The sequence below is a fragment of the Leisingera sp. M658 genome, from assembly GCF_025144145.1.
Lineage (GTDB): Bacteria > Pseudomonadota > Alphaproteobacteria > Rhodobacterales > Rhodobacteraceae > Leisingera.
The window spans coordinates 245,404-270,268 of record NZ_CP083546.1 but is presented as its reverse complement, the minus strand read 5'-3'; the positions used below and the strand labels follow the sequence as shown (position 1 = coordinate 270,268).

At 63.0% G+C, this 24,865-nt stretch carries 24 protein-coding genes; 9 read left to right on the top strand and 15 right to left on the bottom strand.

The annotated features are described in order from the left end of the window. Positions 1–121: 121 nt before the first annotated feature. The 5 genes from yidC (at position 122) to K3724_RS01420 (ending at position 5,323) form a co-directional block, all read left to right on the top strand. Positions 122–1,924: a membrane protein insertase YidC gene (gene yidC / locus K3724_RS01440; RefSeq protein WP_259989383.1), complete on the top strand. Its 1,803-nt coding sequence runs from the start codon at positions 122–124 to the stop codon at positions 1,922–1,924. After that, on the top strand, positions 1,924–2,676 hold the full coding sequence (locus K3724_RS01435) for an MOSC domain-containing protein (RefSeq protein WP_259989381.1): 753 nt from the start codon (positions 1,924–1,926) through the stop codon (positions 2,674–2,676). Before yidC ends, K3724_RS01435 begins: the two co-directional genes overlap by 1 nt. Continuing rightward, complete coding sequence (yihA, locus tag K3724_RS01430) at positions 2,676–3,323, top strand: ribosome biogenesis GTP-binding protein YihA/YsxC (RefSeq protein ID WP_259989379.1); 648 nt, start codon at positions 2,676–2,678, stop codon at positions 3,321–3,323. Before K3724_RS01435 ends, yihA begins: the two co-directional genes overlap by 1 nt. Positions 3,324–3,327: 4 nt before the next feature. Next, a complete protein-coding gene (locus tag K3724_RS01425; RefSeq protein WP_259989377.1) occupies positions 3,328–3,693 on the top strand; it encodes a DUF2946 family protein in 366 nt (121 codons plus the stop codon). A 232-nt stretch (positions 3,694–3,925) separates the two neighbouring features. After that, positions 3,926–5,323: a PepSY domain-containing protein gene (locus K3724_RS01420; protein ID WP_259989375.1), complete on the top strand. Its 1,398-nt coding sequence runs from the start codon at positions 3,926–3,928 to the stop codon at positions 5,321–5,323. Positions 5,324–5,365: 42 nt separating this feature from the next. On the opposite strand, the gene K3724_RS01415 is transcribed toward K3724_RS01420, so the two are convergent. Next, positions 5,366–6,094 (bottom strand): SDR family NAD(P)-dependent oxidoreductase, encoded by a 729-nt coding sequence (locus K3724_RS01415; RefSeq protein WP_129372188.1) that lies wholly within the window; start codon positions 6,092–6,094, stop codon positions 5,366–5,368. 159 nt (positions 6,095–6,253) lie between these two features. Between K3724_RS01415 and argB the strand changes: the two genes are divergently transcribed. Next, positions 6,254–7,114 (top strand): acetylglutamate kinase, encoded by an 861-nt coding sequence (gene argB / locus K3724_RS01410; protein ID WP_259989373.1) that lies wholly within the window; start codon positions 6,254–6,256, stop codon positions 7,112–7,114. 129 nt (positions 7,115–7,243) lie between these two features. Here argB and K3724_RS01405 read toward each other — a convergent pair whose 3' ends face one another. Continuing rightward, complete coding sequence (locus K3724_RS01405) at positions 7,244–7,576, bottom strand: GYD domain-containing protein (protein WP_259989371.1); 333 nt, start codon at positions 7,574–7,576, stop codon at positions 7,244–7,246. 313 nt (positions 7,577–7,889) lie between these two features. On the opposite strand from K3724_RS01405, the gene K3724_RS01400 reads away from it, so the two are divergent. The 3 genes from K3724_RS01400 to K3724_RS01390 all read left to right on the top strand — a co-directional run bounded on the left by K3724_RS01400 (position 7,890) and on the right by K3724_RS01390 (position 9,646). Then, the gene (locus K3724_RS01400; RefSeq protein WP_259989369.1) at positions 7,890–8,600 is read left to right on the top strand and encodes a ferredoxin; all 711 of its coding nucleotides are present in this window, start codon (positions 7,890–7,892) and stop codon (positions 8,598–8,600) included. Further along, the gene (locus K3724_RS01395; protein ID WP_259989367.1) at positions 8,597–9,094 is read left to right on the top strand and encodes a histidine phosphatase family protein; all 498 of its coding nucleotides are present in this window, start codon (positions 8,597–8,599) and stop codon (positions 9,092–9,094) included. Before K3724_RS01400 ends, K3724_RS01395 begins: the two co-directional genes overlap by 4 nt. Positions 9,095–9,193: 99 nt before the next feature. Beyond that, positions 9,194–9,646 (top strand): DUF411 domain-containing protein, encoded by a 453-nt coding sequence (locus K3724_RS01390; protein ID WP_259989365.1) that lies wholly within the window; start codon positions 9,194–9,196, stop codon positions 9,644–9,646. Between the two features lie 68 nt (positions 9,647–9,714). Here the strand turns inward: K3724_RS01390 and K3724_RS01385 are convergent, their stop codons facing one another. The 13 genes from K3724_RS01385 to rplQ all read right to left on the bottom strand — a co-directional run bounded on the left by K3724_RS01385 (position 9,715) and on the right by rplQ (position 24,796). After that, on the bottom strand, positions 9,715–10,506 hold the full coding sequence (locus K3724_RS01385; RefSeq protein ID WP_311198476.1) for an amino acid ABC transporter ATP-binding protein: 792 nt from the start codon (positions 10,504–10,506) through the stop codon (positions 9,715–9,717). A 12-nt stretch (positions 10,507–10,518) separates the two neighbouring features. Beyond that, positions 10,519–11,823, bottom strand: a complete 1,305-nt coding sequence (locus tag K3724_RS01380; RefSeq protein ID WP_259989363.1) for an amino acid ABC transporter permease — start codon at positions 11,821–11,823, stop codon at positions 10,519–10,521. Position 11,824: 1 nt separating this feature from the next. Then, a complete protein-coding gene (locus tag K3724_RS01375) occupies positions 11,825–13,093 on the bottom strand; it encodes an amino acid ABC transporter permease (RefSeq protein ID WP_259989361.1) in 1,269 nt (422 codons plus the stop codon). 127 nt (positions 13,094–13,220) lie between these two features. Continuing rightward, a complete protein-coding gene (locus tag K3724_RS01370) occupies positions 13,221–14,237 on the bottom strand; it encodes an amino acid ABC transporter substrate-binding protein (protein WP_259989359.1) in 1,017 nt (338 codons plus the stop codon). A gap of 250 nt (positions 14,238–14,487) precedes the next feature. Further along, positions 14,488–15,192 (bottom strand): ATP12 family chaperone protein, encoded by a 705-nt coding sequence (locus K3724_RS01365; protein ID WP_259989356.1) that lies wholly within the window; start codon positions 15,190–15,192, stop codon positions 14,488–14,490. A 3-nt stretch (positions 15,193–15,195) separates the two neighbouring features. After that, positions 15,196–15,864, bottom strand: a complete 669-nt coding sequence (locus K3724_RS01360; protein WP_259989355.1) for an HAD-IA family hydrolase — start codon at positions 15,862–15,864, stop codon at positions 15,196–15,198. After that, on the bottom strand, positions 15,861–16,907 hold the full coding sequence (locus tag K3724_RS01355) for an RluA family pseudouridine synthase (protein ID WP_129372200.1): 1,047 nt from the start codon (positions 16,905–16,907) through the stop codon (positions 15,861–15,863). Before K3724_RS01355 ends, K3724_RS01360 begins: the two co-directional genes overlap by 4 nt. Continuing rightward, a complete protein-coding gene (crcB, locus tag K3724_RS01350; RefSeq protein WP_259989352.1) occupies positions 16,904–17,284 on the bottom strand; it encodes a fluoride efflux transporter CrcB in 381 nt (126 codons plus the stop codon). Before crcB ends, K3724_RS01355 begins: the two co-directional genes overlap by 4 nt. Before the next feature lie 137 nt (positions 17,285–17,421). Beyond that, positions 17,422–18,738, bottom strand: a complete 1,317-nt coding sequence (locus K3724_RS01345; RefSeq protein ID WP_259989350.1) for a replication-associated recombination protein A — start codon at positions 18,736–18,738, stop codon at positions 17,422–17,424. Then, complete coding sequence (locus K3724_RS01340) at positions 18,738–20,144, bottom strand: trypsin-like peptidase domain-containing protein (protein ID WP_259989348.1); 1,407 nt, start codon at positions 20,142–20,144, stop codon at positions 18,738–18,740. Before K3724_RS01340 ends, K3724_RS01345 begins: the two co-directional genes overlap by 1 nt. Positions 20,145–20,396: 252 nt before the next feature. Beyond that, entirely contained in the window at positions 20,397–21,476 is a 1,080-nt protein-coding gene (locus tag K3724_RS01335) for a 3-deoxy-7-phosphoheptulonate synthase (RefSeq protein ID WP_259989346.1), read from the bottom strand. Between the two features lie 294 nt (positions 21,477–21,770). Then, positions 21,771–24,194, bottom strand: a complete 2,424-nt coding sequence (locus K3724_RS01330; RefSeq protein WP_259989344.1) for a CHASE3 domain-containing protein — start codon at positions 24,192–24,194, stop codon at positions 21,771–21,773. A gap of 173 nt (positions 24,195–24,367) precedes the next feature. Then, on the bottom strand, positions 24,368–24,796 hold the full coding sequence (rplQ, locus tag K3724_RS01325; protein ID WP_027257365.1) for a 50S ribosomal protein L17: 429 nt from the start codon (positions 24,794–24,796) through the stop codon (positions 24,368–24,370). Between the last annotated feature and the right edge of the window lie 69 nt (positions 24,797–24,865).

Genomic DNA, 24,865 nt, shown 5'->3' with positions numbered 1-24,865 from the left:
TTTGACTTTCTGCTGCACCAGGGCGCTATGCCGCCCCGGCGCGCCGCGATTCTGCTTGACCTTTGCGGCCCACCTCTGTTGAACCCCACGTGTCCTTCCCTACACGAGGTGGCAGTCCCCAATGGACGATCAGAACAAAAATCTTATTCTCGCAACCGTACTCAGCTTTCTGGTGATCCTGGGGTGGTACACCTTTTTCCCGCCGCCAGAGCCGGAACAGGCGCCGGAAACCGCGGTCAGCGAATCCGCGCCCGCAGGCGATACCGCCCTGGCCCCCAGCGCCTCCGCAGACGCGGTGGCAGAGACAGCCGCGGAAGAGGCCGAAGCCCCCGATGCGCCGCGCGTTGCCATCGATACTGCGCGCCTGGCCGGCAGCATCTCGCTGCAGGGCGGCCGGATCGACGATCTGTCGCTGAAGGACTACCGCGAGACGCTGGACGAAGGGTCTCCGATCGTCAAACTGCTGAAGCCCGTGGGCGATGCCGGCGCCTATTACGCGCTTTACGGCTGGGCGCCGGGTGCGGGCCTGTCGCTGGACGATGTGCCGGGTGCCAACACCATCTGGACCGCGCCGGCAAACGCCGCCCTGTCCACGGACAGCCCCGTCACCCTGACCTGGGACAACGGCAAGGGCCTGACATTCTCGCGCACCATCGCGGTGGATGAGGATTACATGTTCTCGGTCACCCAGTCGGTGGCCAATGCCTCCGGCGGCAGCGTCGCCCTGGCGCCCTACGGCACCTTGGCCCGCCATGGCCAGCCTGCGGACCTGAAGAACTTCTTCATCCTGCACGAAGGCCTGGTCGGCATGTCGGACGCCGAACTGGCCGAAACCGACTATGACGACATGGCTGATTTCGAGCCGGATCCGCGCGACGGCTCCCGGGCCGAGGTCAAACAGGTCGCAGAGAACGGCTGGATCGGATTTACCGACCACTACTGGATGTCGACCCTGATCCCCGAACCGGGCCAGGCCTTCCGTTCGATCGCCAAATTCGACGAGCGCCGCGAGATCTATCAGACCGACATCGTTCTGCCGACCCAGACCGTCGCCGACGGCCAGTCGTCAGAGGTCACCACCCGGCTGTTTGCCGGTGCCAAAGAATGGGAAGCCATCCGCGGCTACCAATCCGCAGGCATCCAAGGCTTCCTGGATGTCATCGACTGGGGCTGGTTCTTCTTCCTGACCAAGCCGATGTTCTGGCTGTTGCACAATCTGAACGTGCTGATCGGCAACATGGGCTGGGCGATCATCGGCCTGACCGTGGTGATCAAGATCCTGGTGTTCCCGCTGGCCTATAAATCTTATGCCTCGATGGCCAAGATGAAAGAGCTTCAGCCAGAGATGGAGAAGCTTAAGGAGCGCACCGGCGACGACCGCCAGAAGATGCAAAAGGAGATGATGGAGCTCTACAAGAAGGAAAAGGTGAACCCCGCCGCGGGCTGTTTGCCGATCCTGATCCAGATCCCCATTTTCTTCTCGCTCTACAAGGTGATCTTTGTCACCCTGGAACTGCGCCACGCGCCCTTCTTTGGCCCATTCCAGGACCTCAGCGCGCCGGATCCGACCTCGATCATGAACCTGTTCGGCCTGCTGCCCTTTGCCTCCCCGGCACCGGAAAGCATCATGGCGCTGGTTTTCATCGGTATCCTGCCGATCCTGCTCGGCATCTCCATGTGGCTGCAGCAGAAACTGAACCCGGCACCCACCGACCCGACCCAGCAGATGATCTTTGCCTGGATGCCCTGGGTGTTCATGTTCATGCTCGGCGGCTTTGCCTCCGGCCTGGTGGTCTATTGGATTGCCAACAACACGATCACCTTCAGCCAGCAGTATCTGATCATGCGCAGCCACGGCTACAAACCGGACGTGTTCGGCAACATCAAGTCGGGCTTCAAGAAAAAGCCCAAGGCTGACAGCTGATGACGCACCAAGTTACGGACATCTGGCGCCACCCGCTCAAATCCCACGGGCGTGAAGCGCTGGAAAATGTAACCCTGACCGCCGGGCAAACCATGCCCGGCGATCGCGTTTGGGCGGTCGCGCATGAGGTCTCCAAGGCGGACGGCTCCGAATGGGCGCCCTGCCAGAACTTCACCCGCGGCTCCAAGGCGCCCGGGCTGATGGCCATCAATGCCCGCCTGCACGATGCCAGCGGCCAGCTGACGCTGACCCACCCGCAGCAGCCTGACCTGACATTCGATCCGGAAAATCCTGCGGATCTGCAGCGTTTCCTCGATTGGGAAAAGCCGCTGACGCCGACGGGCCGTGCCGCCTCTGCCCGTATCATCCGGGTTCCGGGCCGCGGCATGACCGATACCCCTTTCCCCTCGGTTACCCTGTGCAACCGGGCCTCTCACCGGGCTGTGGAACAGGCCATCGGCCATGATCTGTCGCCCAAGCGCTGGCGCGGCAACATCTGGTTCGATCTGGATGATCCTTGGGCCGAAAACGACTGGCTGGGCCGCGAGGTGCAGATCGGCGAGGCTGTTTTTGCGGTACGCGAACGGGTTGTGCGCTGCCTGGCGACCACCGCCAACCCCGAAACCGGCGAACGCGACGCCGATACGCTCAAGACCCTGAAAGACAACTGGGGCCACCAGGATTTCTCTGTCTACGCCGAAGTGGTGCGCAGCGGTGAAATCCGTCTTGGCGACGCGGTAAAGGTGCTGTGATGCAAATGCAATTCTCCCTGGCCGAGGCGCCGGATGACATCTCTGCCGAAAAAGGCCGCAAGCTGTTTGCGGGCGAGACCGAGTTCCTGAAGGGCGTGGTCGCGATGAACGGCCTGCCCGATGCCGACCGGCTGGAGGTCTGCTTTGCCGGCCGTTCCAACGTCGGCAAGTCGAGCCTGATCAACGCGCTGACCGGCACCAAGGGCATCGCGCGCGCCTCCAACACGCCGGGCCGCACGCAAGAGATCAACTTCTTCACCCAAGGGCCAGAACTGTATCTGGTCGACCTGCCCGGCTATGGCTATGCCAACGCGCCGCTGAAAATCGTGGAGCAATGGCAGAAGCTCTTGAAACGCTACCTGTCAGGCCGCCAGAACCTGCGCCGCGCCTTTGTGCTGATCGACAGCCGCCACGGGATCAAGGCGGTGGACGCCGAGATCATGAAGCTGCTGGACAGCTCTGCCGTTACCTTCCAATGCGTCATGACCAAGGCCGACAAGGTCAAGGAAACGGACCGCGCCAAGGTGCTGGAGCAGGTGAAGGACGCCTTGTCCAAACACCCCGCCGCTTACCCTGAGATCGTCCTGACCTCGTCCGAGAAGGGCGACGGCATCGCCACCCTGCGCTCGATCATCGCCGGGCTGTAACCGCATGCTGCGCTGCTTGTCCTCCTTTCTGGTTGTGATCGCCCTGGCCGTTGCCGGGCTGATCCCGGCCGGCTGGATGCCAAGCACCACACAGGACGGCAAGGTGCTGCTGGTGATCTGCACCACTGATGGCGTGCAGGAGGCCTGGGTCGATCCGGGCAATGGAGGTTCACATGATCCTGCGGAACCGATGGACGACCGCAGCTGCCCCTTCTCCGGGATTACCACGGCGGCTTTGCTGCCGGACAGCACGCTGAACCTCAGCCTCGACGCACCGCTGGCCGACCGCTGGTCGCGCGAGGTGTTCACTCATCACAGTGCCGGTTTCCACTGGCGCTATGACGCCCGCGGCCCGCCCGCCGCGGCCTAGGGTCAGCCCCCTTTCATCCGGGCCCGGCACTGGCTGAGCGCGCAGATCCCCCTGCCCGCCACCTGACAGCCGCCCGTCTGCTTTGCTGAATTGGAGCAACGCCCGGCGCGTTCTCCCGTGCAGCGATATCTGGACCAGGCCGGATCAATGGGTCCTGACCCTTTCATCCCCCAAATCCCCCAACATACCTGCCGGCACATCTGTGCCCGCCTATTCTGACATGGAGAGTCCCATGGCGACCAGCCAACCGCAATCCGCGGGCCAATCGCGCCCGCTGTCCGAGAAATTCTACTTCGCCGCCTGGCGCTGGCACTTCTATGCCGGCCTGTTTGTGGTGCCGTTCCTGATCATGCTGGCCGTCACTGGCCTGATGATGATGTTCATCACCCAGTTCGACGGCCGCGACGGCGAGACCATCACCGTTACCCAGGGTGCCGCCGAACTCAGCATCGCTGATCAATCCGCCGCCGTGCTGGCCGCCCAGCCCGGCACCATTGCCGAATGGATCGGCCCCAAGGCGCCGGATCTGGCCGCCGTGTTCCGCGTCAAAACCGAGGCTGGCCAGCGTCTGGTGGCACTGAACCAGTACACCGGCGAAGTGATCGAGACATGGGACCGCCGCGCAGGCTGGTATGATCTGGCCGACAACATCCACTCGACCCTGTTGATCGGCGACACTGGCGACCGGCTGATCGAGATCGCCGCGGGCCTTGGCATCGTGCTGGTTCTCACCGGGGTGTACCTGTGGTGGCCGCGCGGCAATGCCGCCAGTGCCTTTGTCCCAAATTTCCGCGCCAAGGGCCGCGCCCTGTGGAAGAACCTGCACGCGGTCACCGGCTTCTGGATGTCGGCCCTGCTGGTCATCTTCCTGCTCTCAGGCCTGTCGTGGACCGGCATCTGGGGCGGCCAGATGATGCAGGCCTGGAGCACCTTCCCGGCAGCAAAATGGGACAACGTGCCCCTGTCCGACGACATCCACGCCAGCATGAACCACGGCGCCACCAATGATGTGCCCTGGGCGCTGGAGCAGACCCCGATGCCCGCTTCCGGCTCTGAGGCCGGGATTACCGGCATTTCCGAAGGCCGGCCTGTGGACGCAGGCAACATTATCGCCCTGGGCCGCGCTTTGGGGATGGAAGGCCGCTTCCGCCTGGCCTATCCCGGCGGCGAAAATGGCGTCTGGACCATCAACCGCGACAGCATGAGCGGCGACGGCGACGATCCTTTCATCGACCGCACCATTCATATCGACCAGTACAGCGGCAAGATCCTCGCCGATGTGAAATACCAGGACTACTCCCTGGCCGGCAAGGCAATGGCCGTCAGCATCCCCTTCCACATGGGTCTGATGGGCACCTGGAGCTTCGTTCTGAACGTGGTGTTCTGCCTTGCAGTGATCTTTGTCTGCGTCTCCGGCCTGGTGATGTGGATGAAACGCCGCCCCGCAGGTGCCAGCCGCCTGGCCGCACCGCCGGAACCAGCAGAGATGCCGTTCTGGAAGGGGGCTGCGCTGATTGCGGTGCTGGTCTCGCTGGCCTTCCCGCTGACCGGCCTGCTGCTGCTGGCGGTGCTGGCGATTGACGTGCTGCTGCTGGGCAACCTGCCGGTGCTGAAACGCGCGGTAAGCTGACAGAGCGCCGCCCGGCCTTTAGGCCGGGCGGCATGCCCGCCATTAAACGTGCTGCGCCCCGTTCACCTCAATCTCGGCACCAGAGATATAGGAACTGCCTTCAGAGCACAGGAAATAGATCGCCGAGGCCACCTCCTCGGGCTGGCCCAGCCGCTGCATCGGCAGCTTTTCGACAATCTTGTCGGTGCCTGGCGACAGGATAGCAGTCTCCACCTCGCCTGGCGCAATGGCATTGACCCGCACCCCCAAGGGGCCGAAGTCATGCGCCATCTCCCGCGTCAGCGCCGCCAGTGCCGCCTTGGAGGTGGCATAGGCAGCCCCAGCAAAGGGGTGCACCCGGCTGCCTGCAATAGAGGTCACGTTGACGACGGACCCTTTGGCGGCTGCCAGTTCCTCCTTCAACCCCCGTGCCAGCACAACCGAGCTGAAGAAATTCACGTGGAACACTTTGCCCCAATCCATCAGATCGGTGTCCAGCGTGCTGAGCCGCTCGCCGTCCGGCCCCTTGGGCGAGATCCCGGCATTGTTGACCAGCGCGTCCAAGCGGCCGTCCAGCAGGTCCTGGATCTGGCCCACCGCGTTGATCGTGTCCGACGGGTCTGACAGGTCCAGCTGCACATGGTTTTCCTGGCCGCCGCCCCACGGGCATTCAGCCGGGAACGGATGCCGCGAGCAGGTGATAACCCGCCAGCCTTCGCGGTTGAAGCGGCGCACCGTCGCATGGCCGATGCCGCGGCTGGCGCCGGTCAATAGCAAGGTCTTCTGACGCATCTGTTGATCCTCACAGGAGATTTCCAGGCTGAGCCTACCACCCGCACAGGCAACCGCAATGGCCTCCCGCCGGCGGCGGGCGCCCGGCGTGCCGCACGCAACGCTTGGCAGCGGCCCCGGAACCGCCTACACCCTTTTGTCAAAGGAATGATGACAGCGATGAAGACACAAAAGATGAACCGCGACTGGATTGCCACTGCCGAGACCCTCTCAAGCGCCCTGCCCTATCTGCAGCGCTATGACGGGGCCATTGTTGTCATCAAGCTGGGCGGCCACGCCATGGGCAGCGACGAAGCGATGGAGACCTTTGCCCGCGATATCGTGCTGATGCGCCAGGTCGGCGTGAACCCGGTGATCGTCCACGGCGGCGGGCCGATGATCAATGCGATGCTGGAAAAGCTGCAGATCCAGTCTGAGTTTGTCAACGGCAAGCGGGTCACCGATGCCGCCACCATGGAGGTGGTGGAGATGGTTCTGTCCGGCGTCGTCAACAAGCGCATCGTGCAGGCGATCAACCGCCAGGGCGGCCGCGCCGTTGGCCTGTCGGGCAAGGACGCCAATCTGATAACCTGCGATCAGGCCGACCCGGATCTGGGCTTTGTCGGCGCCCCGTCCGAATTGGACCCCAAGGTGCTGTACGGTCTGTTTGAAAAAGACATGATCCCGGTGATCGCCCCGATCGGTGCGGGCCGGGAAGGAGAGACCTTCAACATCAATGGCGACACCGCAGCCGGTGCCATCGCCAAGGCGCTGCAGGCTGATCGGCTGTTGCTGCTGACCGATGTGGCGGGCGTCAAAAACGGCAACGGCGACGTGGTGACCGAGCTGAAGGCCGCCGATGTTGATGCAATGACCGCCAGCGGCGTGATTGCCGGCGGGATGATCCCCAAGACCGAAACCGCGCTGGATGCGGTGCGCAACGGCGTGCGCGCCTGCACCATCGTTGACGGGCGGGTCCAGAACTCGGTGCTGCTGGAGCTGTTTACCGATCACGGCGCCGGTTCGATGATCCGCGCCTGACGCGCGCCAGCGGGGGTGTCTGAGGGGCGCTGCCCCTCTTGACCCTGCCGGGCCAATTCACCCCGGGGTATTTTTGACCAGAAAGAAGCCGGATGGCAGCGGGCGGCTGCCGCCCGGCCGCTGGCTGCCTTAACTTCCTGGCGCTTTGTAGGCTTTGGCGATGCCGCCGGCCTTCTTCTGAATGGCGGTAAACTCGTCCGAGGTGAAGGCCCGCACGGTTTTCAGGTTGCTGACGGCGCCGCTGGCGCCCGTTGCCATCAGCCCCGCAAGCAGGCCCGATGCGTCGTCAATTGTCACTTGGATCGCAAAATCGCTTTCGCCGGTGGTCACGTAGTAGCTCTCCAAAGTCCCGCCTGCCGCTTCGACAAGGGCGCGGGCTGCCGCCTCGCGGTCACTGGGGCTTTCAACCATCGCTTTCATGGCAGAGAACGTATAGCAGCCGGTTACGATAAATCTTGGCATTCTGACTCTCCCTGGGGAGAAACCTGCCAGCCGCCCATAGGCCCGATGCCGCACAGTCCGGCCCGCATTCCCCCGTGGCCGGATCATACCACATTCAGGCGTTCCGGCATATGAGAGCGGCCGGCAGCAGGGCTGCACTGGCAGGACGGGCGCCCGGCAAGGCTGGGCTGGGCTGGAGCCAGCGGCTGCCGTTCCGCCGCTTCTGACCGCGCCGGCGGGAAGACGCCGGCAGAACAGAGCGGGACGTTTTTGCACTCTGGCAAGCAGGCTTGCGCTGTTAGGCTCGCGCCAAGCCCCTGAACGGATGCCGCATATGACCCAGACCGACCTGCCAGACCACCGCGCCCAAGGTGCCCAAGGGGTGCTGTCTTATCCTGAAATCGAAGCTGCCGCCGCGCAGGCCGGGCTTGCGGTCTGCGGTGCCCTGCATCCCGCGCGGCAGCCCGTCAAAGCGCTGGAAGATGGCACATTGATCCTGCTGGGAACCGCTGCCGCTTTCTGGCCCGCCTTCAAGATCAGTCCTGAGTACCGCGACGGTGCCCCGCACCCGGTGGACCGCTGGTCCGAGCGGGTGGTCAGCGCCCTGGCCCAGGACTTGCGCGGCAGCGCCTATTTCCCCTTTGGCGGGCCGCCCTACACGCCTTTCATCAATTGGGCGCTGGCGTCGGGCCGGTTTTTCACATCCCCGTCACAGATGATGGTGCATGATCGCGCCGGCATGCTGATATCCTTGCGGGGGAGCCTTCATTTCAAACAGGAAATTGACATTCCCCCTCCGCCTTTGGCAGAGTCTCCCTGCCGCAGCTGCCACTCCCGCCCCTGTCTCAGCGCCTGTCCCGTCAGCGCATTGGCAGATGGCGGCCCCTACGATCTGGCAGCCTGCCATGACTATCTCGACACTCCCGCCGGCACCGGCTGCTTGGCAGGCGGCTGTCTGGCCCGCCGCGCCTGCCCGCTAAGCCGCAACGCCGGCCGCGACCCGGAACAAACCGCACATCACATGAGGCATTTTCACCCCCAATGACCTGCACCCTGATCCTGACCCGCCATGCAAAATCCGCCTGGGACGCCAATGTCCCCAGCGACCACGCCCGAACGCTGAACAAACGAGGACGCCGGTCTGCCCCGGCCATCGCCGCCTGGTTGCGGGACAAAGGATATGTGCCGGATCAAGTGATCTCATCGTCTGCGCAACGCACCCGCGAAACCTGCGAACTGATGGAGCTGGGCGTGCCTGCGCGGTTCACCGAACGTCTGTATCACGCCAATTCGGAAATGATGTTCAAGGTGCTGATTGAGGCGGAACAGCCGCGGGTCATGCTGATCGGGCACAATCCCGGCATCGCCGCCTTTGCACATTCGATCGTCTCCAGCCCGCCGGATCATTCGCGGTTCGACGATTACCCAACCGGCGCAACGCTGGTGGCGGAATTCGACATCAGCAGCTGGAAGGATCTAAGCTGGAGCAGCGGTAAGGCGGTCGATTTCGCCGTTCCGCGCGAACTGCTGGGCGAATAACCCTGCGGCAAGGCAGCGCATCCCGCGCGGGAGTCCTCTGGCCGCCCAGCGGCCCGGCGCCTAGGCTGCCAAACGACAATTACCGGACTGGAGACCGTCATGCACCGCCGTACCCTGCTGCTGGCCGCAGCCGCCCTCCCTCTCACCGCCCTGCCGGGATTTGCCATCGCAGCGGAGACCATACGCATCATGAAGTCGCCCTCCTGCGGGTGCTGCACAGCCTGGGCCGATCACCTGGCCGCTGCCGGTTTCACGACCGAGGTGCGCAATGTAGCGGACGAGAACCTGTGGGCGATGAAAGAACGGCTCGGCGTCACCGGCGATCTGGCCTCCTGCCACACCGCGATGGCCGGGCCTTATGTGATCGAAGGCCATGTGCCGGCCAGCGACATCCAGCGGCTGCTGGCAGAACAGCCTGCGGCGCTGGGGCTGACCGTGCCGGGGATGCCGATCGGCTCGCCGGGGATGGAAATGGACGGAGAGCGGGAGGCATTCGATACCCTGCTGATCCTGGGTGATGGCACAACAGAGGTGTTCGCAAGCCACTCCTGACAATGGAACCCTGAACGAGAAAAAGGCCGGGCAAACGCCCGGCCTTTCTGTGTCACGGTACTGGCGCCTTAGTGGCCCAGGATCTGGCTGAGGAACAGTTTGGTGCGTTCGCTCTTCGGGTTGTTGAAGAATTCTTCCGGCTCGTTCTGCTCCACAATCTGACCTGCGTCCATAAAGATCACCCGGTTCGCCACCTGACGGGCAAAGCCCATCTCATGGGTCACGCAGAGCATGGTCATGCCTTCTTCGGCCAGCTCGATCATGGTGTCGAGCACCTCCTTGATCATCTCCGGGTCCAGCGCCGAGGTCGGCTCATCGAACAGCATGATGCGCGGCATCATGCAAAGCGAGCGCGCAATCGCCACACGCTGCTGCTGGCCGCCCGACAGCTGACCGGGGTATTTGTCGGCCTGCTCCGGGATCTTCACCTTCTCCAGGAAATGCATCGCCCGCTCTTCAGCCTCTTTCTTGGGCGTCTTGCGGACCCAGATCGGCGCCAGGGTGCAATTTTCCAGAATGGTCAGATGCGGGAACAGGTTGAAGTGCTGGAACACCATGCCAACCTCGGAACGGATCTTGTCGATGTTCTTAAGGTCATTTGACAAGACGGTGCCATCCACCTCGATCCTGCCCTGCTGATGCTCTTCCAGGGCGTTCAAACAGCGGATCAGGGTGGATTTACCCGAGCCGGACGGGCCGGCAATGACAATACGCTCGCCCTGGTTCACCGTCAGGTTGATGTCGCGCAGCACGTGAAAAGACCCGTACCACTTGTTCATGTTGGAGATTTCGATGGCGACCTCATCGCTCACCTGCATCTTGGAACGGTCGATTTGACGGTCGGTCATAAGTTCAGACATATGTTGAACTCCTTAACGGTGGCCAGTCTGAAGCTTGCGCTCCAGATACATGGAATAGCGGGACATGGAGAAGCAGAAGACGAAGAACAACAGGGCGATAAAGCCGTAAAGTTCCCAGACGATGCCGTTCCAGTTGGAGTCCGCGCGAATGGCGTTCGACAGGCCCAGAGGGTCCAGAAGCCCGATGATCGAGACCAGCGTGGTGTCCTTGAACACCCCGATGAAGGTCGAAACAATGCCGGGGATCGAGATCTTCAGCGCTTGCGGCATAATGATCAGCCGCTGCGCCTGCCAGTAGTTGAGGCCGAGTGAATCGGCGCCCTCATACTGGCCGCGGGGCAAGGCTGCCAGGCCGCCGCGGATCACTTCGGCCATATAGGCCGCAGCAAACAGCGTGACCATGATCAGCACCCGCAGGATGATGTCGAAATTGGTTCCCGGCGGCATGAAGATGTTCAGCAGGGTCGAAGCCACAAACAACAGCGTGATCAGCGGCACACCCCGGATGAACTCGATAAAGCCCACGCAGATGTATTTGACGATCAGCAGATCCGACTGGCGGCCCAGCGCCAGAACGATGCCGATCGGCAAGGAGCAGGCGATGGCCACAACACCGATGGTCACCGACAGCATGAAGCCGCCGAACTTGCGGCTTTCCACCGCTTCGATGCCGACGGGCAGGATCGAATCCAGCGCCCCCGTGACCGGCGCCACCAGCAGCGTCCACCAGATAACAGCCGCGGCAACGCCCAGGATCACGCCCAAAAGTGTGCTCAGCGCTTCTGCTGCGAATTTGTAGACCAGCCCGCCGATGACAAAACCTGCCAGCGCGGCAATCGGCATCCAGATGGTGCCGCCCCACAAAAGCCAGGGGAAGATGAACGGGTAAAGCGCCGAAAAAATCAGCAGTTTCGACGGCACCCGGTCCGAGAACAGCACCGGCGCCAGCGCCGCGCCCAGCAGGACAAATGCTGCAACCGGGCGCCAGTACAGATGGCTTGGGTAGAAGCCGAAGATCAGCTGGACCCAGCGTTCCTTGATCACGCCCCAGCAGGCGCCATGGGCATCGCCATGGCCCGCTGCGGCCAGCGTTTCACGGCAATTGGACAGCGAGGTGCCATCCCAGGTGGGCGACAGGATCCAGGGAACAATGGCGGCCAGCACGAAATAGACCGCAGCAAGGGACGCGATGGTCAGGATCGAGTTGAACCAGTTGGAAAACAGGTTATGCCGCGCCCAGCCGATCACCCCGACCTCAGAGGCGGGCGGATCCTGCTCGGGAAGCATTTCGGTGCGGACAAATCCGATATCAGACATCTCAGCGCTCCTTCAGCTTCACGGCTTCGTTGTACCAGTTCATGACCCCGGAAATGGTCAGCGAGATCGCCAGATACACCACCATCAGCAACAGAACGCATTCCAGCTCGCGCCCTGTCTGGTTCATGGTGATGCCGCCCAGGGTGCCGGTGATGTCCATGTAACCCACGGCAATCGCCAGCGACGAGTTCTTGGTCAGGTTCAGATAGTTGGAGATCAGCGGCGGGATGATCACCCGCAGCGCTTGCGGCAGAACCACCAGCGACATGATCTTGTTGGAGCGCAGGCCCAGGGCCTCGGCGGCTTCGGTCTGGCCCTTGGAGATCGCCATGATCCCGGCGCGCACGATTTCCGCGATGAAGGCGGCAGTGTACAGCGACAGCGCCAGCCACAACGCGATCAGCGAGTTGCGCATGTGGGTGCCGCCCTGAAAGTTAAAGCCCTTCAGCTCAGGGTATCCCAGGTGAAAACCCAGCACAGCCAGCAGGATCACCATCGGCACCACCACCACGGCGGTGCGCACATGCCAGGTCACCGGGCGGTCGCCGGTGGCTTCCTGGATGCGGTCCGCACGCCGGCGGATCTTGATCGACGCAAACAGGCTGAGGCCCAGCACAGCCAGAATGGCAATCAGGTCCAGGCTGACGTCAAACCGCAGCGAGGCATCGCCAAACAGATGCGCATCGCCCAGCGAACGCGAGAACAACGGCTCGGGGATATAGACACCCCGGTTGGTCACGGCAACGCTGTCCATCAGGCTGAGCGTGGCTTCGGGATTTTCACCCCGGAACGCCCGTGGCGCCGGCAGGGTTTCGATCAGGATCGCCATCACAAAAACGATCCACAACAGCACCGGCACGTTGCGGAACAGCTCGACGTAGATCGTCATCAGACGCGCCACCAGCCAGTTCGACGACAGCCGCAGAACGCCGATGATCACACCCAGGATGGTGGCCGTGACACAGCCCAGAAACGCAACAACCAGCGTATTCAGAAGCCCCATCAGCGCGGCCCGCAAATGGCTGTCGCGCGAAGTGTACTCCAGCAGGCGCTGGTTGATATCATAGCCGGCCGGTTCGGTGAAGAAACCGAAGTCGAAAGCCTTATCCTGCGCCGCCAGGTTGCTCATTGTGTTGTTGATAAGCCAGGCTGCCAAAAGCATGAACCCGAACATGGCGATGACCTGGATGGTCCCCGACCGGTAACGGGTGTCATAAAGGAGCATAGACAGCCGGAACTGCTCCTTTGGAGGGTCAGTTAACGTTGACATATAGTGTGATCCCCTGGGCTCCGGCAGTCTGTCCTGGCGGGGTTGTCCCCGCTCCGCAGCGCTCCGGAGCTTATTTTCTGATAGGAAAAGGGCGCAGGAAACTCCCGCGCCCTTTCCGATGGTCTGTTTAGCGGAACGGCGGTGCGTACAGCAGGCCGCCTTCGGTCCACTGTGCGTTCAGGCCGCGGGCCAGGCCGACCGGGGTGTCTTCACCGATGTTCTTGGCAAAGATTTCACCGTAGTTCCCCTGCGAGGCGATTGCCTTCTGGGCCCAGGCGGCGTCCAGGCCGAGCATCTCGCCCAGGGTGCCTTCGCTGCCCAGCAGGCGGTTGATTTCCGGGTTCTCGGTGCCGGCGGACATTTCGCTCAGGTTGGCCGATGTGATGCCCAGCTCTTCAGCTGCGATCAGCGAGTTCAGGGTCCAGCGGACAACGTCGCCCCACTCGTGGTCGCCGTGGCGGACCAGCGGGCCCAGCGGCTCCTTGGAGATGATTTCCGGCAGCAGCACATGCGCGCCCGGATCATCAAAGGTGGCACGGGTTGCAGCCAGACCGGAGGCGTCGGTGGTGTATACGTCGCAGGCGCCAGCCAGATACTGCTGCTGCGCTTCGGCGTTGGTTTCGATCGGAACCGGCTCGTAAGAGATGTTGTTGGAGCGGAAGAAGTCCGCCAGGTTCAGCTCGGTGGTGGTGCCGGTCTGGATGCAGACGGTGGCGCCGTCCAGTTCCTTGGCCGAGGACACGCCCAGCTCTTTCGGGACCATGAAGCCCTGGCCGTCATAATAGTTGACGCCGGTGAATTCGAACTTCAGGTCGACATCGCGGCTGAAGGTCCAGGTTGTGTTGCGGGCCAGCACGTCAATCTCGCCGGACGCCAGCGCGGTAAAGCGGGTCTTGCCGGTGGTCGGCACGAATTCAACAGCAGTCGAGTCGCCCAGCACAGCTGCAGCCACAGCCCGGCACACGGCAACGTCGAAACCTTCCCATTCCCCGTTTGCATTCGGAGCCGCAAAGCCGACCAGGCCGACGGTGACGCCGCAGTTCAGCTTGCCGCGCGCCTTAACATCGTCCAGCGTTCCGGCAGAAGCGGCGCCAGCCGCAAGACCGGCAAAAGCCATTGCGCCCAAAAGTACGGATTTTTTCATTTTTACCTCTTCCTGATAGCCCGCCATTCGGCGGAATAGCCCGCCATTCAGCGGTTCTTATTAACCGGCGATCCCCCGCCGGAATTGAGACTGAAGAAGGGTTTACCCCTTTTTCGCGCCCAAGTGTGGGCGCATTCATCAACAAACGTCAAGGGTGGGATCAGGAAATTCGATGCGCGGCATACGCACAGATTGCCCATGAGTAAATTTATCTACGCCGCACGGGGTCATTCGGTAATTTTCTGTTCTCTCAGGAGAAATCGTAAAACCGTTTGGCGTGCAGAAATTCCTGCCGCTTCACCTCCGCCGCAGCCTGGGCGTCCTCGTCGACACCCCATTGCTCTGCCTGCCAGCGCTCATCCAGACGCGACAGTTGCCAGATCTCATCAGCACTCCGCCAGCCCTGCGCAGCAGCAAAGCCAAGGATCAAAGAGCCGGAAATCCCTACCAAATCATGGAAAGCCGCCAGCTGGAACGGTGTCATCGCATGCACCTTTTCCGCCAGCACCGCCAGCGCCGCGGTCTCCTGCGGCTGGTGCAGAATGCCGGTGCGCGGCTGCAGCTGCACGCCCAGTGCCCCTGCTGCCCAGTCCAGCGCCGGGTCCCATTCCTGCGCCTGACGCAACGTCAACTCAACCGGCGCGTCGGCGCGGTAGCACAGCAGGTCGGAATCGCCATATTCAGCCAGCATCGCCGCAACTTCGCTGTGCTGATGTGTCACCTTGTCAATCGCGGCATTGGCAGACCGGGTACAAGGCATGGTTCCGGGGTCTACTGATTCGGTCTGCGCGTCCCATTCCGCGGCGATGGCGTTTCCCATGGCCCGGGTCGGCACCGCCAGCGGCGCCTTGGCCGGCGTTTTCACCCGGCGCCCGTCAAGCTCCACCGCAAACCCGTTTTCGGTCTGCATAACCGAGACGTCTTTCCAGAACCGTTTCTGTGCCCAGCCGCTCATCTCTTACACCTTCCAAATCTCTGCCAGCAGCGGGCGCAGCTCCGCGAAATCGCGGATCAGGTAGTCGGCGCCCAATGTCTCTGCCGGGTGGTATCCCCAAGGCACGGCGATGGTGGTGACCCCCGCTGCGCGCCCCATTTCAATGTCGAACCGCGTGTCGCCGATCATCACGGTGCTGGCACGGTCCACCCCGGTCTCCGCCATCGCCGTCAGTACCATCGACGGGTGCGGCTTGGACGGGTGATGGTCAGCCACTTGCCGGGTCACGAAACACTCCAGCCCATGCGCTGCGATCAAGGCGTCCACCCCACGCTGGGATTTACCAGTGGCGACCCCCAGCAGGTATTCCGGAATTGCGTTCAACTCCGCCAGCGCTTCGCGCGCACCGGGATAAAGCGGCGAATGCGCAGCCCCGGCAGCTTGCCGCGCCAGCATGTAAGAGGATTTGTACCCCTCCACCAGCGCGTCAACCGTTACGGTATCCTGGTCCGGCGCCAGCTCCTTCATCGCCAAGGGCAGCGACAGGCCGACAATCGACAGGATTGCCGCGCGCGGCGGCACTGGCAGGCCAACACCGTCAAAGGCTTCGGCCATCGCACCGGTGATCGCGCCTTGGCTGTCCGCCAGGGTGCCATCCACATCAAACAGGATCAGCCGCAGCGGTGAACTCACTTCAGATCCTCAAACGGGTCATCCGCCGCCAGATCCTCGCTCCAGCCGAAGGTGTCCCAGCTCTCTTTCATGTGATCAGGCAAAGGCGCCACAACCGAGACATTCTTGTGGGTCACCGGATGTTCGAACACCATGCGGCGGGCGTGCAGATGCAGTTTCTTCGAGATCACGCCGCCAAACTGCGCGCCCCAGCCGTCGCCCAGGTTCTCCTGCCCCGAGCCGCCGTATTTGCCATCCCCGGCAATCGGATGGCCCATGCCCGACATATGCGCCCGCAGCTGATGGGTGCGCCCCGTAATGGGCTCCATCGCCACCCAGGCCGCGCGGCTGGCGACACGGTAGAGCGTGGCATAAAGCGTATGCGCCCGCTTGGCGCCATATGTCTCGTCGATGTCCTGCGGATGCACGTTGATCATCTTCTCGCCTTCACCGCTCTTGCCGTGGCCCGGCGCCTTCACCAGCCCGTTCTTGATCTCGCCCAGGTACGGCGTCGGCACGCCGGCCACCAAGGCCCAATAGATCTTGCGGGTGTTCTTGTGGCGGAAGGCGGCGGTCAGCCCCTGTGCTGCCTTGCGGTTGCGCGCCAGCACCAGAATGCCGGAGGTATCCTTGTCGATCCGGTGCACCAGCTTTGGCTTGTCCTCCAGCCCGAACTTCAGCGCTTCCGCCAGCCCGTCCACATGTTTAGTGGTGCCAGAGCCGCCCTGCACCGCCAGGCCCGCAGGCTTGTTCAGCACGATCACATCGTCGTCCCGGTAAATCACGCAATCCTGGATCATCCTGGCATCAGCATCCGAGATCTTCATCTCGCGCGGCGCGGCAGGTTTCAGATCGCTGTCCGCCAGCGGCGGCACCCGCACCACCTGCCCGGTCTCAACCCGTGTATTGGCCTTGACGCGCCCGCCGTCCAGCCGCAGCTCGCCCTTGCGGCACATCTTTTCGATGCGGCCCTGGTTCACATGCGGAAACAGCCGCCGCAGCCAGCGGTCAATGCGCTGGCCGCCATCGTCTTCGCTGACGGTAATCATCTGAACGCCGCTCATGCGAACACTCCTCTTGCGGCCATCAGGCCCAGAAACAAACCGCCCACGGACAATCCAACGGACAGAACAACATAAAGTGCGGCCTGCCCGAAGGCGCCGCGCTCGATCAGGTTGGCGGTCTCCAAGGAGAACGCCGAGAAGGTGGTGAACCCGCCCAGAAGCCCGGTCATCACCAAGGGGCTGAGGTGGGTCAGCCCGCGCATCGCCGCAGCAACCACAAACATCCCCATCAGGAAGGAACCGATCACATTCACGGTGATCACCGCCACCGGAAAGTCATGGTGCCCCAGAACCCGGATGATGCCCAGCCCGGCCAGATAGCGGCACACCGCCCCGATTGCGCCGCCAAGGGCCACCATGGAAACCGAAGAAATCATCCCCGTCCTGTCGCCGGCACAGGCAGGGATGTCAAGTTTTGCCCGTATTGCACGGCGCGCAGAGCTGACGCTGTCCGCCCCTTCCTCTTGCCAAAAATATCCCGGCCGGAGGCAGCGGCTTTGCAAGCAAAGCCGCTTTACTTGTTCCGCTTCAGCCTGAGGTTCGCAAAATAGTCCGTGCGCCGCTTCAGCTCGCGCTCAAACCCGCGCTCCACCGGCTGGTACAGAACCGGGCGCTTCACCCCGTCGGGGAAGTAATTCTGGCCGGAAAAACCGTCCTCCGCATCGTGGTCATAGGCATAGCCGTCGCCATAGCCCTGCTCTGACATCAATTTGGTCGGCGCATTCAGAATATGCTTGGGCGGCGGCGCGCTGCCGGTCTGCTTGGCCAGCCGACGCGCCGCCTTGATACCGACATAGACCGCGTTGGATTTCGGCGCCAGCGCCAGGTAAACGGCGGCATTGGCCAGCGCCAGCTCGCCCTCCGGGCTGCCGAGGCGCTCGTAGGTCTGCCAGGCATTCAGGCAGACAGTATTGGCCTGCGGGTCGGCCATGCCGATGTCCTCGGTCGACATCATCGTGAGGCGCCGGGCCAGGAAGCGGGGATCCTCGCCGCCCTCCAGCATCCGCGCCAGCCAGTACAGTGCGGCATCCGGGTCCGAACCGCGGATTGATTTATGCAGGGCAGAAATCAGGTTGTAATGCTCATCCCCGGATTTGTCGAACTTGGCCGCTCGGCGCATCAGCCGTGTGGCCAGCGCCTCGCGCCCCAGTGAGGCCTCCACCTTCCAAGCGGCAACTTGCTCAATCAGGTTCAACAGCGCGCGGCCGTCGCCATCAGCCATCTCATGCAGCGCGTCTCGGGCATCGCCTGACAACGGCAAAGCCCGGCCCAGCTCCTTTTCCGCGCGCTGGGTCAGGCGTTCGAGATCGGCAAGCGAAAGCCGTTCCAGCACCAAAACCTGGCTGCGCGACAGTACAGCCGCGTTCAGCTCAAACGAGGGGTTCTCGGTTGTCGCCCCCACCAGCAGGATAGTGCCATCCTCCATATGCGGCAGGAAGCCGTCCTGCTGGGCCTTGTTGAAGCGGTGTATCTCATCAACGAACAGCAGTGTGCCCTGACCGTTCTGGCGGCGGATCTTTGCGGCCTCGAAGACCTTGCGCAGCTCCGGAACCCCGGTGAAGATCGCCGAGATCTGCACAAAATGCAGGTCGGTCTCCTGCGCCAGCAGCCGCGCGATGGTGGTCTTGCCGACCCCCGGCGGCCCCCAGAAGATCAACGACGACAGCGAGCCGGACGCCAGCATCACCCCCAGCGGCGCCTCCGGCCCCAGCACCTGCTGCTGGCCGATCACCTCCGCCAGCGACTGCGGCCGCAGCCGGTCGGCAAGCGGCCGGTTTGGCTGCGGCGCATCGCTGTCTGCAGTCGCAGGGCTGCCGAACAGATCCGCCATCAGGTCCGGAACCGCAGGGTGACACGCTGGCCGCGCCGGTTCAGGTCCAGCTGAATCCAGCGGCCGCTGTTTGCCAGAATTGCATAGACGTCATCGGTGCTGGCAACAGGCTGGCCATTCACCGCCAAAAGTGCGTCGCCGGGCTGCACCCCGCCGCGTCCGGCATAGGGGCCGGGGTCCGTCACCACCACGCCTTCGGCCGACAGGGGCAGGCCGAGGCGCGCAATCACCTGCGGATTGATCCGCGCCACGGTCAGGCCGGGCAATGCCGTGTCTTCATCCAGCTGCACCGGATTTGCGGGCGGCTGATCAGGTGCCACGATCATCGGCACCGCAATCTCTTCCCGCTCAGCACCGCGCAGCCGGGTGATCGCGGACATGCCGTCCAGTCCCGCGACAGACATGCGGAACACCATCTCGGACGGTGAATTCACCACTTCGCCATCCACATGAGTGATCACATCGCCCACCTTGAATCCCGCCTTGGCAAAAGGGCTTTCAGCATGCAGGTCGGAAATCACCATGCCCTCGGGCACGTCCATCTCCAGCGAGGCTGCCAGATCGGCATCCACTGGCTGCCCGGCCATGCCGGCCCAAGGGCGCTGGAACTCTTCCGCGCCTTTGCGGGCCTGATTGACGAACTCCGTCACCAGGTTTGCAGGGATCGCAAAGCCGATGCCGTTGGAACCGCCGGAACGGGACAGGATGCGGGTGTTGATGCCGATAAGGTCGCCGTTCACGTCGATCAGCGCCCCGCCCGAATTGCCCGGATTGATCGGCGCGTCGGTCTGGATATAATAGCCAAAGCCGTCGCCTGCCCCCATGCCGGTACGGGCAAGCCCTGAAATGATGCCGCTGCTGACGGTCTGTCCAACCCCAAAGGGGTTGCCGATGGCCAGCGCCAGCTCACCCACCTCGACCTGGTCGCTGTCGCGCAGGTCCAGATGCGGCAGGCCTTCGGCCTCTTCCAGCTGCAGGATTGCCAAGTCGCTGGCCTTGTCACCCAGGATCACCCGCGCATTGTATTCGCGCCGGTCAGAGGTCACCACGCGGATTTCGGTGGCGCTGCCGACAACATGGTAGTTGGACACAACGATGCCATCCGCCGACAGGATCACGCCCGAACCCAGCGAGTTCTCCACCCGCGGCTGCGGCTTGGCAAAGCCCCGGAAGAAATCGTCAAAGAAGGGATCATTCATGAACGGCGATCGGCGGCGCTGCTGCACCTGGCGCACCACTTTAGCGTAGATGTTGACTACTGCAGGCGAGGCTTCTTTGACCAGCGGAGCGAAGCCGAGGGTTATTTCCGCCTGGTTCTGCGGCACACGGGTTTCGGCGGCGGCTGGCAGGGCCAGCGCAGGCAAAGCAAGACACAGGGCAAGGGCGGTCAGGGCTGGGCGGATCATGGGCGCTCCGTTTGTTACTGCCCGAAGGATATGCGGAGCGCGCGCCCGGATTGCAAGGCATCAGCAGGCCGGCAGCAGAGGGGCGCTGCCCCAAGGGATGAAAAGAGAGGGGCGCTGCCCCTCTTGGCCTTACGGCCAATTCACCCCGGGGTATTTCGGACCAGAAAGAAGCTGCCCCCAATCAGGCCCTTCTTCTTTGCGCATATTCTCTGCCGAAGGCACGCGCCGCAAGGCGCATCCCCTGGGTAAACCTCAGGCCTCCGCCAGATCCGGTTGCCTTGCCTTTGAACGGCGCTTGGCAACCGCTGCGGCCAGATGCTCCAGCTCATGAACTGTATCCTCCCAGCCTAAGCAGCCGTCGGTAACCGACTGCCCGTAAGTGAGGTCCCCTTTGCCCAGGTCCTGACGGCCCGCCACCAGATGGCTTTCCACCATCACCCCGGTGATGCGGCTGTCGCCGCCGGCGATCTGGCCCGCTACATCGCGCAGCACGGCGGGCTGCTTCATGGGATCCTTGCCGCTGTTGGCATGGCTGGCGTCGATCATCACATGGCCGCGAATGCCGTCCTTTTCCGCCAGCCTGCAGGCCGCATCGACCGAGGCCGCGTCATAATTGGTGCCGCCGCCGCCGCGCAGGATCAAGTGGCAGTCCGGGTTGCCGCTGGTTGCAGCAATTGCCGCGCGGCCTGATTTGGCCAATGCCATGAAATGATGCGGATGCGCCGCCGAGCGCACTGCGTCCACTGCGATCTGCAGATTGCCGCGTGTGCCGTTCTTGAACCCCACCGGGCAGCTGAGGCCTGAGGCCATCTCGCGGTGAATCTGGCTTTCGGTGGTGCGGGCGCCGATGGCCGCCCAGGCCACCAGATCCGAGATATATTGCGGCACCGCAGTGTCCAGAAACTCAGTTCCGACCGGCAGGCCCAGGCTGTTGATGTCCAGGCACAGTCGGCGCGCCGCACCCAGGCCTTCGTTGATGCGGAACGAGCCGTCGAGGCCGGGATCATTGATCAGCCCTTTCCAGCCCGAGATGGTGCGGGGTTTCTCGAAATAGACCCGCATCACAACCTCCAGCTCGCCCGCCAGCCTGTCGCGCAGAGGCGCCAGCCGTTCGGCATACTCCATCGCCGCTTTGGGGTCGTGAATCGAACAGGGGCCGACCACAGCGACAACACGGTCATCGCGATCATGCAGCACATCCTGGATCGCTGTGCGGCTGGCCAGCACGGTATCTGTGGCCGCCGCCGTACTGGGCAGCTGGGATGCGAGGTCTTCGGGCGAGATCAGTTCCTGCATGCCGGTGATGCGGAGGTTTTCGGTCTGGGGTGTCATGTTTCAGCTTCCTTGGCGGGTGGCCCTTGGCGCTGCGGCGGATACGAAAAAAACCGCCGGCTGCTGCGGGCGGTTGGTGGTATCCTGGTGCGTTCCGATATCTTAGCTCAGAATGCGCTGACCCCTCCGTCCGCCATGTGGCGCGGATAAAAGAAATACCAGAATGCGGCATAGCTACGGGTCATGAGCCGGACGCTAGCGGAGATTCGGCCAGCTGTCACCCCGGAAAATCAACCTTGAAAAGGCAACAGGCCCTCCGCCGGGGAGGGCCTGTGCGGCGGTTTCCACTGCGGCTCAGAAATCCTGCCAAAGATCGCGGGCCGCATTGCCGTCTGCCGCCGGCGCTGCCGCAGCCGGGGCCGGGCTGGCCTCCAGATCCCAGTCATCGCTGCCATGGGCTGAGGGCGCCATGGCAGCCGGCGCCGCGGATACCGGGGCGGATGCGGCTGCAAGCGTGCCGCCGCCGGCCACCTGGAAGCGGGCGACCAGATCCGACAGCTTGCCCGCATCGCTGTTCAGCAGATGGCCTGCTGCCGTGGCTTCCTCGACCATGGCCGCGTTCTGCTGGGTCACTTGATCCAGCTGGGTGACGCCGGTGTTGATCTCCAGCAGGCCGGTGGATTGCTCCTCGGCGCCCTCAGCGATCTCGGACACCAGTTGCGAGATATGGCTGACCTGACCGACAATCGACTGCAGTGCATCACCGGCGCGGCCGACCAGATCCACCCCCTCCCCGACCTGACGTGAACTGTCGCCAATCAGGGTCTTGATCTCCATCGCCGCATCCGAAGACCGCTGCGCCAGCGCCCGCACCTCGGACGCCACCACCGCAAAGCCGCGGCCGGCCTCGCCCGCGCGGGCAGCCTCGACCCCGGCGTTCAGCGCCAAGAGGTTGGTTTGAAACGCAATGTCGTCAATCACCGAGATGATCTGGGAAATCTTCTTCGAGCTGGCCTCGATCCCGCTCATGGCGGCCACGGCGCTTTGCACAACCTCGCCGCTGCTTTCGGCCTCCTGGCGGGCTTCGCGCACGGTTGCCTCGACATTACGGGCTCCTTCGGCGGCAGATTTCACCGAGGCTGTCAGCTCATCAATCGCGGCGGCGGTCTCTTCGAGCGTGGCGGCCTGGCTTTCGGTCCGGTGGGACAGATCGTCGGAGGCCTGGCTGATCTCTGCAGAACCGCTGCGGATGCTGGAGGCGGCTTCGATCACCTGCTGCACCGTAGCGTTGAGATTGTCGATGGAGCCGTTGAAATCAGCGCGCAGCTGTTCGTATTCCTCCGGGAATTCCTCGGCGATGCGGATGGTCAGATCGCCATGCGACAGCCGGGCCAGACGTTCGCTCAGCTGCTTCACCACATTGCCCAGCTCGGCGTCCTTGCTTTCTGCTTTCTGCTGCTCGGCCTCCTGCATCCGCAGCAGTTCAGCGCGGAATTTATCCAGCGCGCGGGCCATATCGCCCACCTCGTCGCCGCGGGTCTGGCCTTGGATCTCGACCGCGTTGTTACCTTCGGCCAGCCCGCGCATCGACACCACGATGCGCCGCAGGCCGGAAGCAATGCCAGAGCCGGTGACCAGCGCCATCACCGCGCCGATCAGGATCGCCGCAGCAATTGCGCCGGGGATCATGATACGGGTCTGGGCGGCAAGTGCTTCATTGGCGGCGCGGCGCACGGCCATTGCCTCGGCCCCTTTCGCCTCAATCGTCTCCATAGTGGCACGGAAGCTGTCGAAATACGCCTTGCCCTGACCCTGGGCGACAAGATCGGCCATGTCATCCATGGTCGCCGCGCTGCCGATCACCCGGCGCAGCTGCAGCATCGGAACCACCACGCTGCTGCGCCATTCGTCAACGATTTTGGCGACGTTATCCAGGCGGTTTGCCTGCATCAGATTGTCGGCCAGCGCCAGGTGGAGGTCGGCCAGCACCTCGTTAAAGCGCCCGTTGCCCTCCATATACGGTTCGAGAAATTCCCGGTCGCCCGCCAGAAGAAAGCCGCGCATGCCCGTCTCCATGTCGACCGCCGCCGACAGCAGATCCTTGGCGCTGCTGATGACCTTGTGGGTCCGCTCCACCGCCTGCAGCGAGGTGTTCAGGTAATCCGGATCGGCAATCCCGGCGTTCACCAGGGAAGAAAAGGTGTTGCGCCGGTTGTTCAGCTCGACTTCCTCTTCCTCAATGACCTTAGCCATCTCCGCACGGAAGTTCTCGAAGTAGACCCGGCCCTTGGACTGTTTCACCTCTGCCGCCATGTCGTTCATGGTCAGGGAATCGCCGATATCGCGCCGCAACGCGATGGCGCCGGCCGCAACATCCTCCTGCCAGCCGGCCAATGTCTGCTCTGCCGTATCAAGGTCAGCCAGCAAGTCCGGATTGCCCGCGGCCAGGCTGCGCAAACGGTTCAGGGAGCCGGCAACTTTGGCGCTGCCGTCCTCAAACGGCACCAGATATTCATCCTGCCCGGCCAGCAGGTACCCCCGCAGCCCGGCCTCCATTCCCGAGGCGGCTTCGGCCAGCGCCTGCGCTTCGGTCAAAATCTTCTGGGTGTGGTCAACAGCCTGCGCGGTCTTGTCCATACGGCCCAGATTCACCACCGCCAGCACGCCGACCCCCAGAACCAGCAGCAGCGGGAACACCGCCACCGAAACGATCTTTGTCTTGGTGCTGAGGTTCGCCAGTGAGAACCGCCTGGCCGCGGGTGTCTTCTTTACTGCCATCACATCCGTCCCGGAACTTGCTTGTTTGCGACAGTAAAATCAGAAGAAAATTACGATTCCCTTTCGCGCAAAAAATGCATTCTAAACATTGTCCGGATGCCGTCAGGCAACGAAAAACCCCCGCTCCGGACGGAGCGGGGGCCAGATAGCTGAACCTGATAATTCAGCGTGATTTATTCGTCAGCTTCTGCAGCTGCTTCTGCTGCTTCCAGGCGGGCCTTGTCGGCGGCACCCTTGGCGGCAGTGTCGCGGTCAACAAACTCGATGATCGCCATCGGAGCCATGTCGCCGTAACGGAAGCCGGCCTTCAGGATACGGACATAGCCGCCCTGACGGTCCTTGTAGCGCGGGCCCAGAACCTCGAACAGTTTCGCGACGTCCTTGTCCTGCTTCAGCTTGGACGCGGCCTGACGGCGGGCGTGCAGGTCGCCGCGCTTTGCCAGGGTGATCATCTTTTCGATGATCGGGCGCAGTTCTTTTGCTTTGGGCAGGGTTGTCTTGATCTGCTCGTGCTCGATCAGCGAGCCGCACATGTTCGAAAACAGCGCTTTGCGGTGCTCATGAGTACGGTTCAGGCGGCGGTAACCACGTGCGTGACGCATTATTCAATTCCTTATCTTGCGTTTTTGCTTTGTCAGGCGGCTGATGCGTGTCAGCTGCTCACCTTGGGG

Bases quoted from the DNA above. Each gene is read 5' to 3' on its own strand.
- yidC (WP_259989383.1), top strand. From the start codon at position 122: ATGGACGATCAGAACAAAAATCTTATTCTCGCAACCGTACTCAGCTTT.
- K3724_RS01435 (WP_259989381.1), top strand. From the start codon at position 1,924: ATGACGCACCAAGTTACGGACATCTGGCGCCACCCGCTCAAATCCCAC.
- yihA (WP_259989379.1), top strand. From the start codon at position 2,676: ATGCAAATGCAATTCTCCCTGGCCGAGGCGCCGGATGACATCTCTGCC.
- K3724_RS01425 (WP_259989377.1), top strand. From the start codon at position 3,328: ATGCTGCGCTGCTTGTCCTCCTTTCTGGTTGTGATCGCCCTGGCCGTT.
- K3724_RS01420 (WP_259989375.1), top strand. From the start codon at position 3,926: ATGGCGACCAGCCAACCGCAATCCGCGGGCCAATCGCGCCCGCTGTCC.
- K3724_RS01415 (WP_129372188.1), bottom strand. From the start codon at position 6,094: ATGCGTCAGAAGACCTTGCTATTGACCGGCGCCAGCCGCGGCATCGGC.
- argB (WP_259989373.1), top strand. From the start codon at position 6,254: ATGAAGACACAAAAGATGAACCGCGACTGGATTGCCACTGCCGAGACC.
- K3724_RS01405 (WP_259989371.1), bottom strand. From the start codon at position 7,576: ATGCCAAGATTTATCGTAACCGGCTGCTATACGTTCTCTGCCATGAAA.
- K3724_RS01400 (WP_259989369.1), top strand. From the start codon at position 7,890: ATGACCCAGACCGACCTGCCAGACCACCGCGCCCAAGGTGCCCAAGGG.
- K3724_RS01395 (WP_259989367.1), top strand. From the start codon at position 8,597: ATGACCTGCACCCTGATCCTGACCCGCCATGCAAAATCCGCCTGGGAC.
- K3724_RS01390 (WP_259989365.1), top strand. From the start codon at position 9,194: ATGCACCGCCGTACCCTGCTGCTGGCCGCAGCCGCCCTCCCTCTCACC.
- K3724_RS01385 (WP_311198476.1), bottom strand. From the start codon at position 10,506: ATGTCTGAACTTATGACCGACCGTCAAATCGACCGTTCCAAGATGCAG.
- K3724_RS01380 (WP_259989363.1), bottom strand. From the start codon at position 11,823: ATGTCTGATATCGGATTTGTCCGCACCGAAATGCTTCCCGAGCAGGAT.
- K3724_RS01375 (WP_259989361.1), bottom strand. From the start codon at position 13,093: ATGTCAACGTTAACTGACCCTCCAAAGGAGCAGTTCCGGCTGTCTATG.
- K3724_RS01370 (WP_259989359.1), bottom strand. From the start codon at position 14,237: ATGAAAAAATCCGTACTTTTGGGCGCAATGGCTTTTGCCGGTCTTGCG.
- K3724_RS01365 (WP_259989356.1), bottom strand. From the start codon at position 15,192: ATGAGCGGCTGGGCACAGAAACGGTTCTGGAAAGACGTCTCGGTTATG.
- K3724_RS01355 (WP_129372200.1), bottom strand. From the start codon at position 16,907: ATGAGCGGCGTTCAGATGATTACCGTCAGCGAAGACGATGGCGGCCAG.
- crcB (WP_259989352.1), bottom strand. From the start codon at position 17,284: ATGATTTCTTCGGTTTCCATGGTGGCCCTTGGCGGCGCAATCGGGGCG.
- K3724_RS01345 (WP_259989350.1), bottom strand. From the start codon at position 18,738: ATGGCGGATCTGTTCGGCAGCCCTGCGACTGCAGACAGCGATGCGCCG.
- K3724_RS01340 (WP_259989348.1), bottom strand. From the start codon at position 20,144: ATGATCCGCCCAGCCCTGACCGCCCTTGCCCTGTGTCTTGCTTTGCCT.
- K3724_RS01335 (WP_259989346.1), bottom strand. From the start codon at position 21,476: ATGACACCCCAGACCGAAAACCTCCGCATCACCGGCATGCAGGAACTG.
- K3724_RS01330 (WP_259989344.1), bottom strand. From the start codon at position 24,194: ATGGCAGTAAAGAAGACACCCGCGGCCAGGCGGTTCTCACTGGCGAAC.
- rplQ (WP_027257365.1), bottom strand. From the start codon at position 24,796: ATGCGTCACGCACGTGGTTACCGCCGCCTGAACCGTACTCATGAGCAC.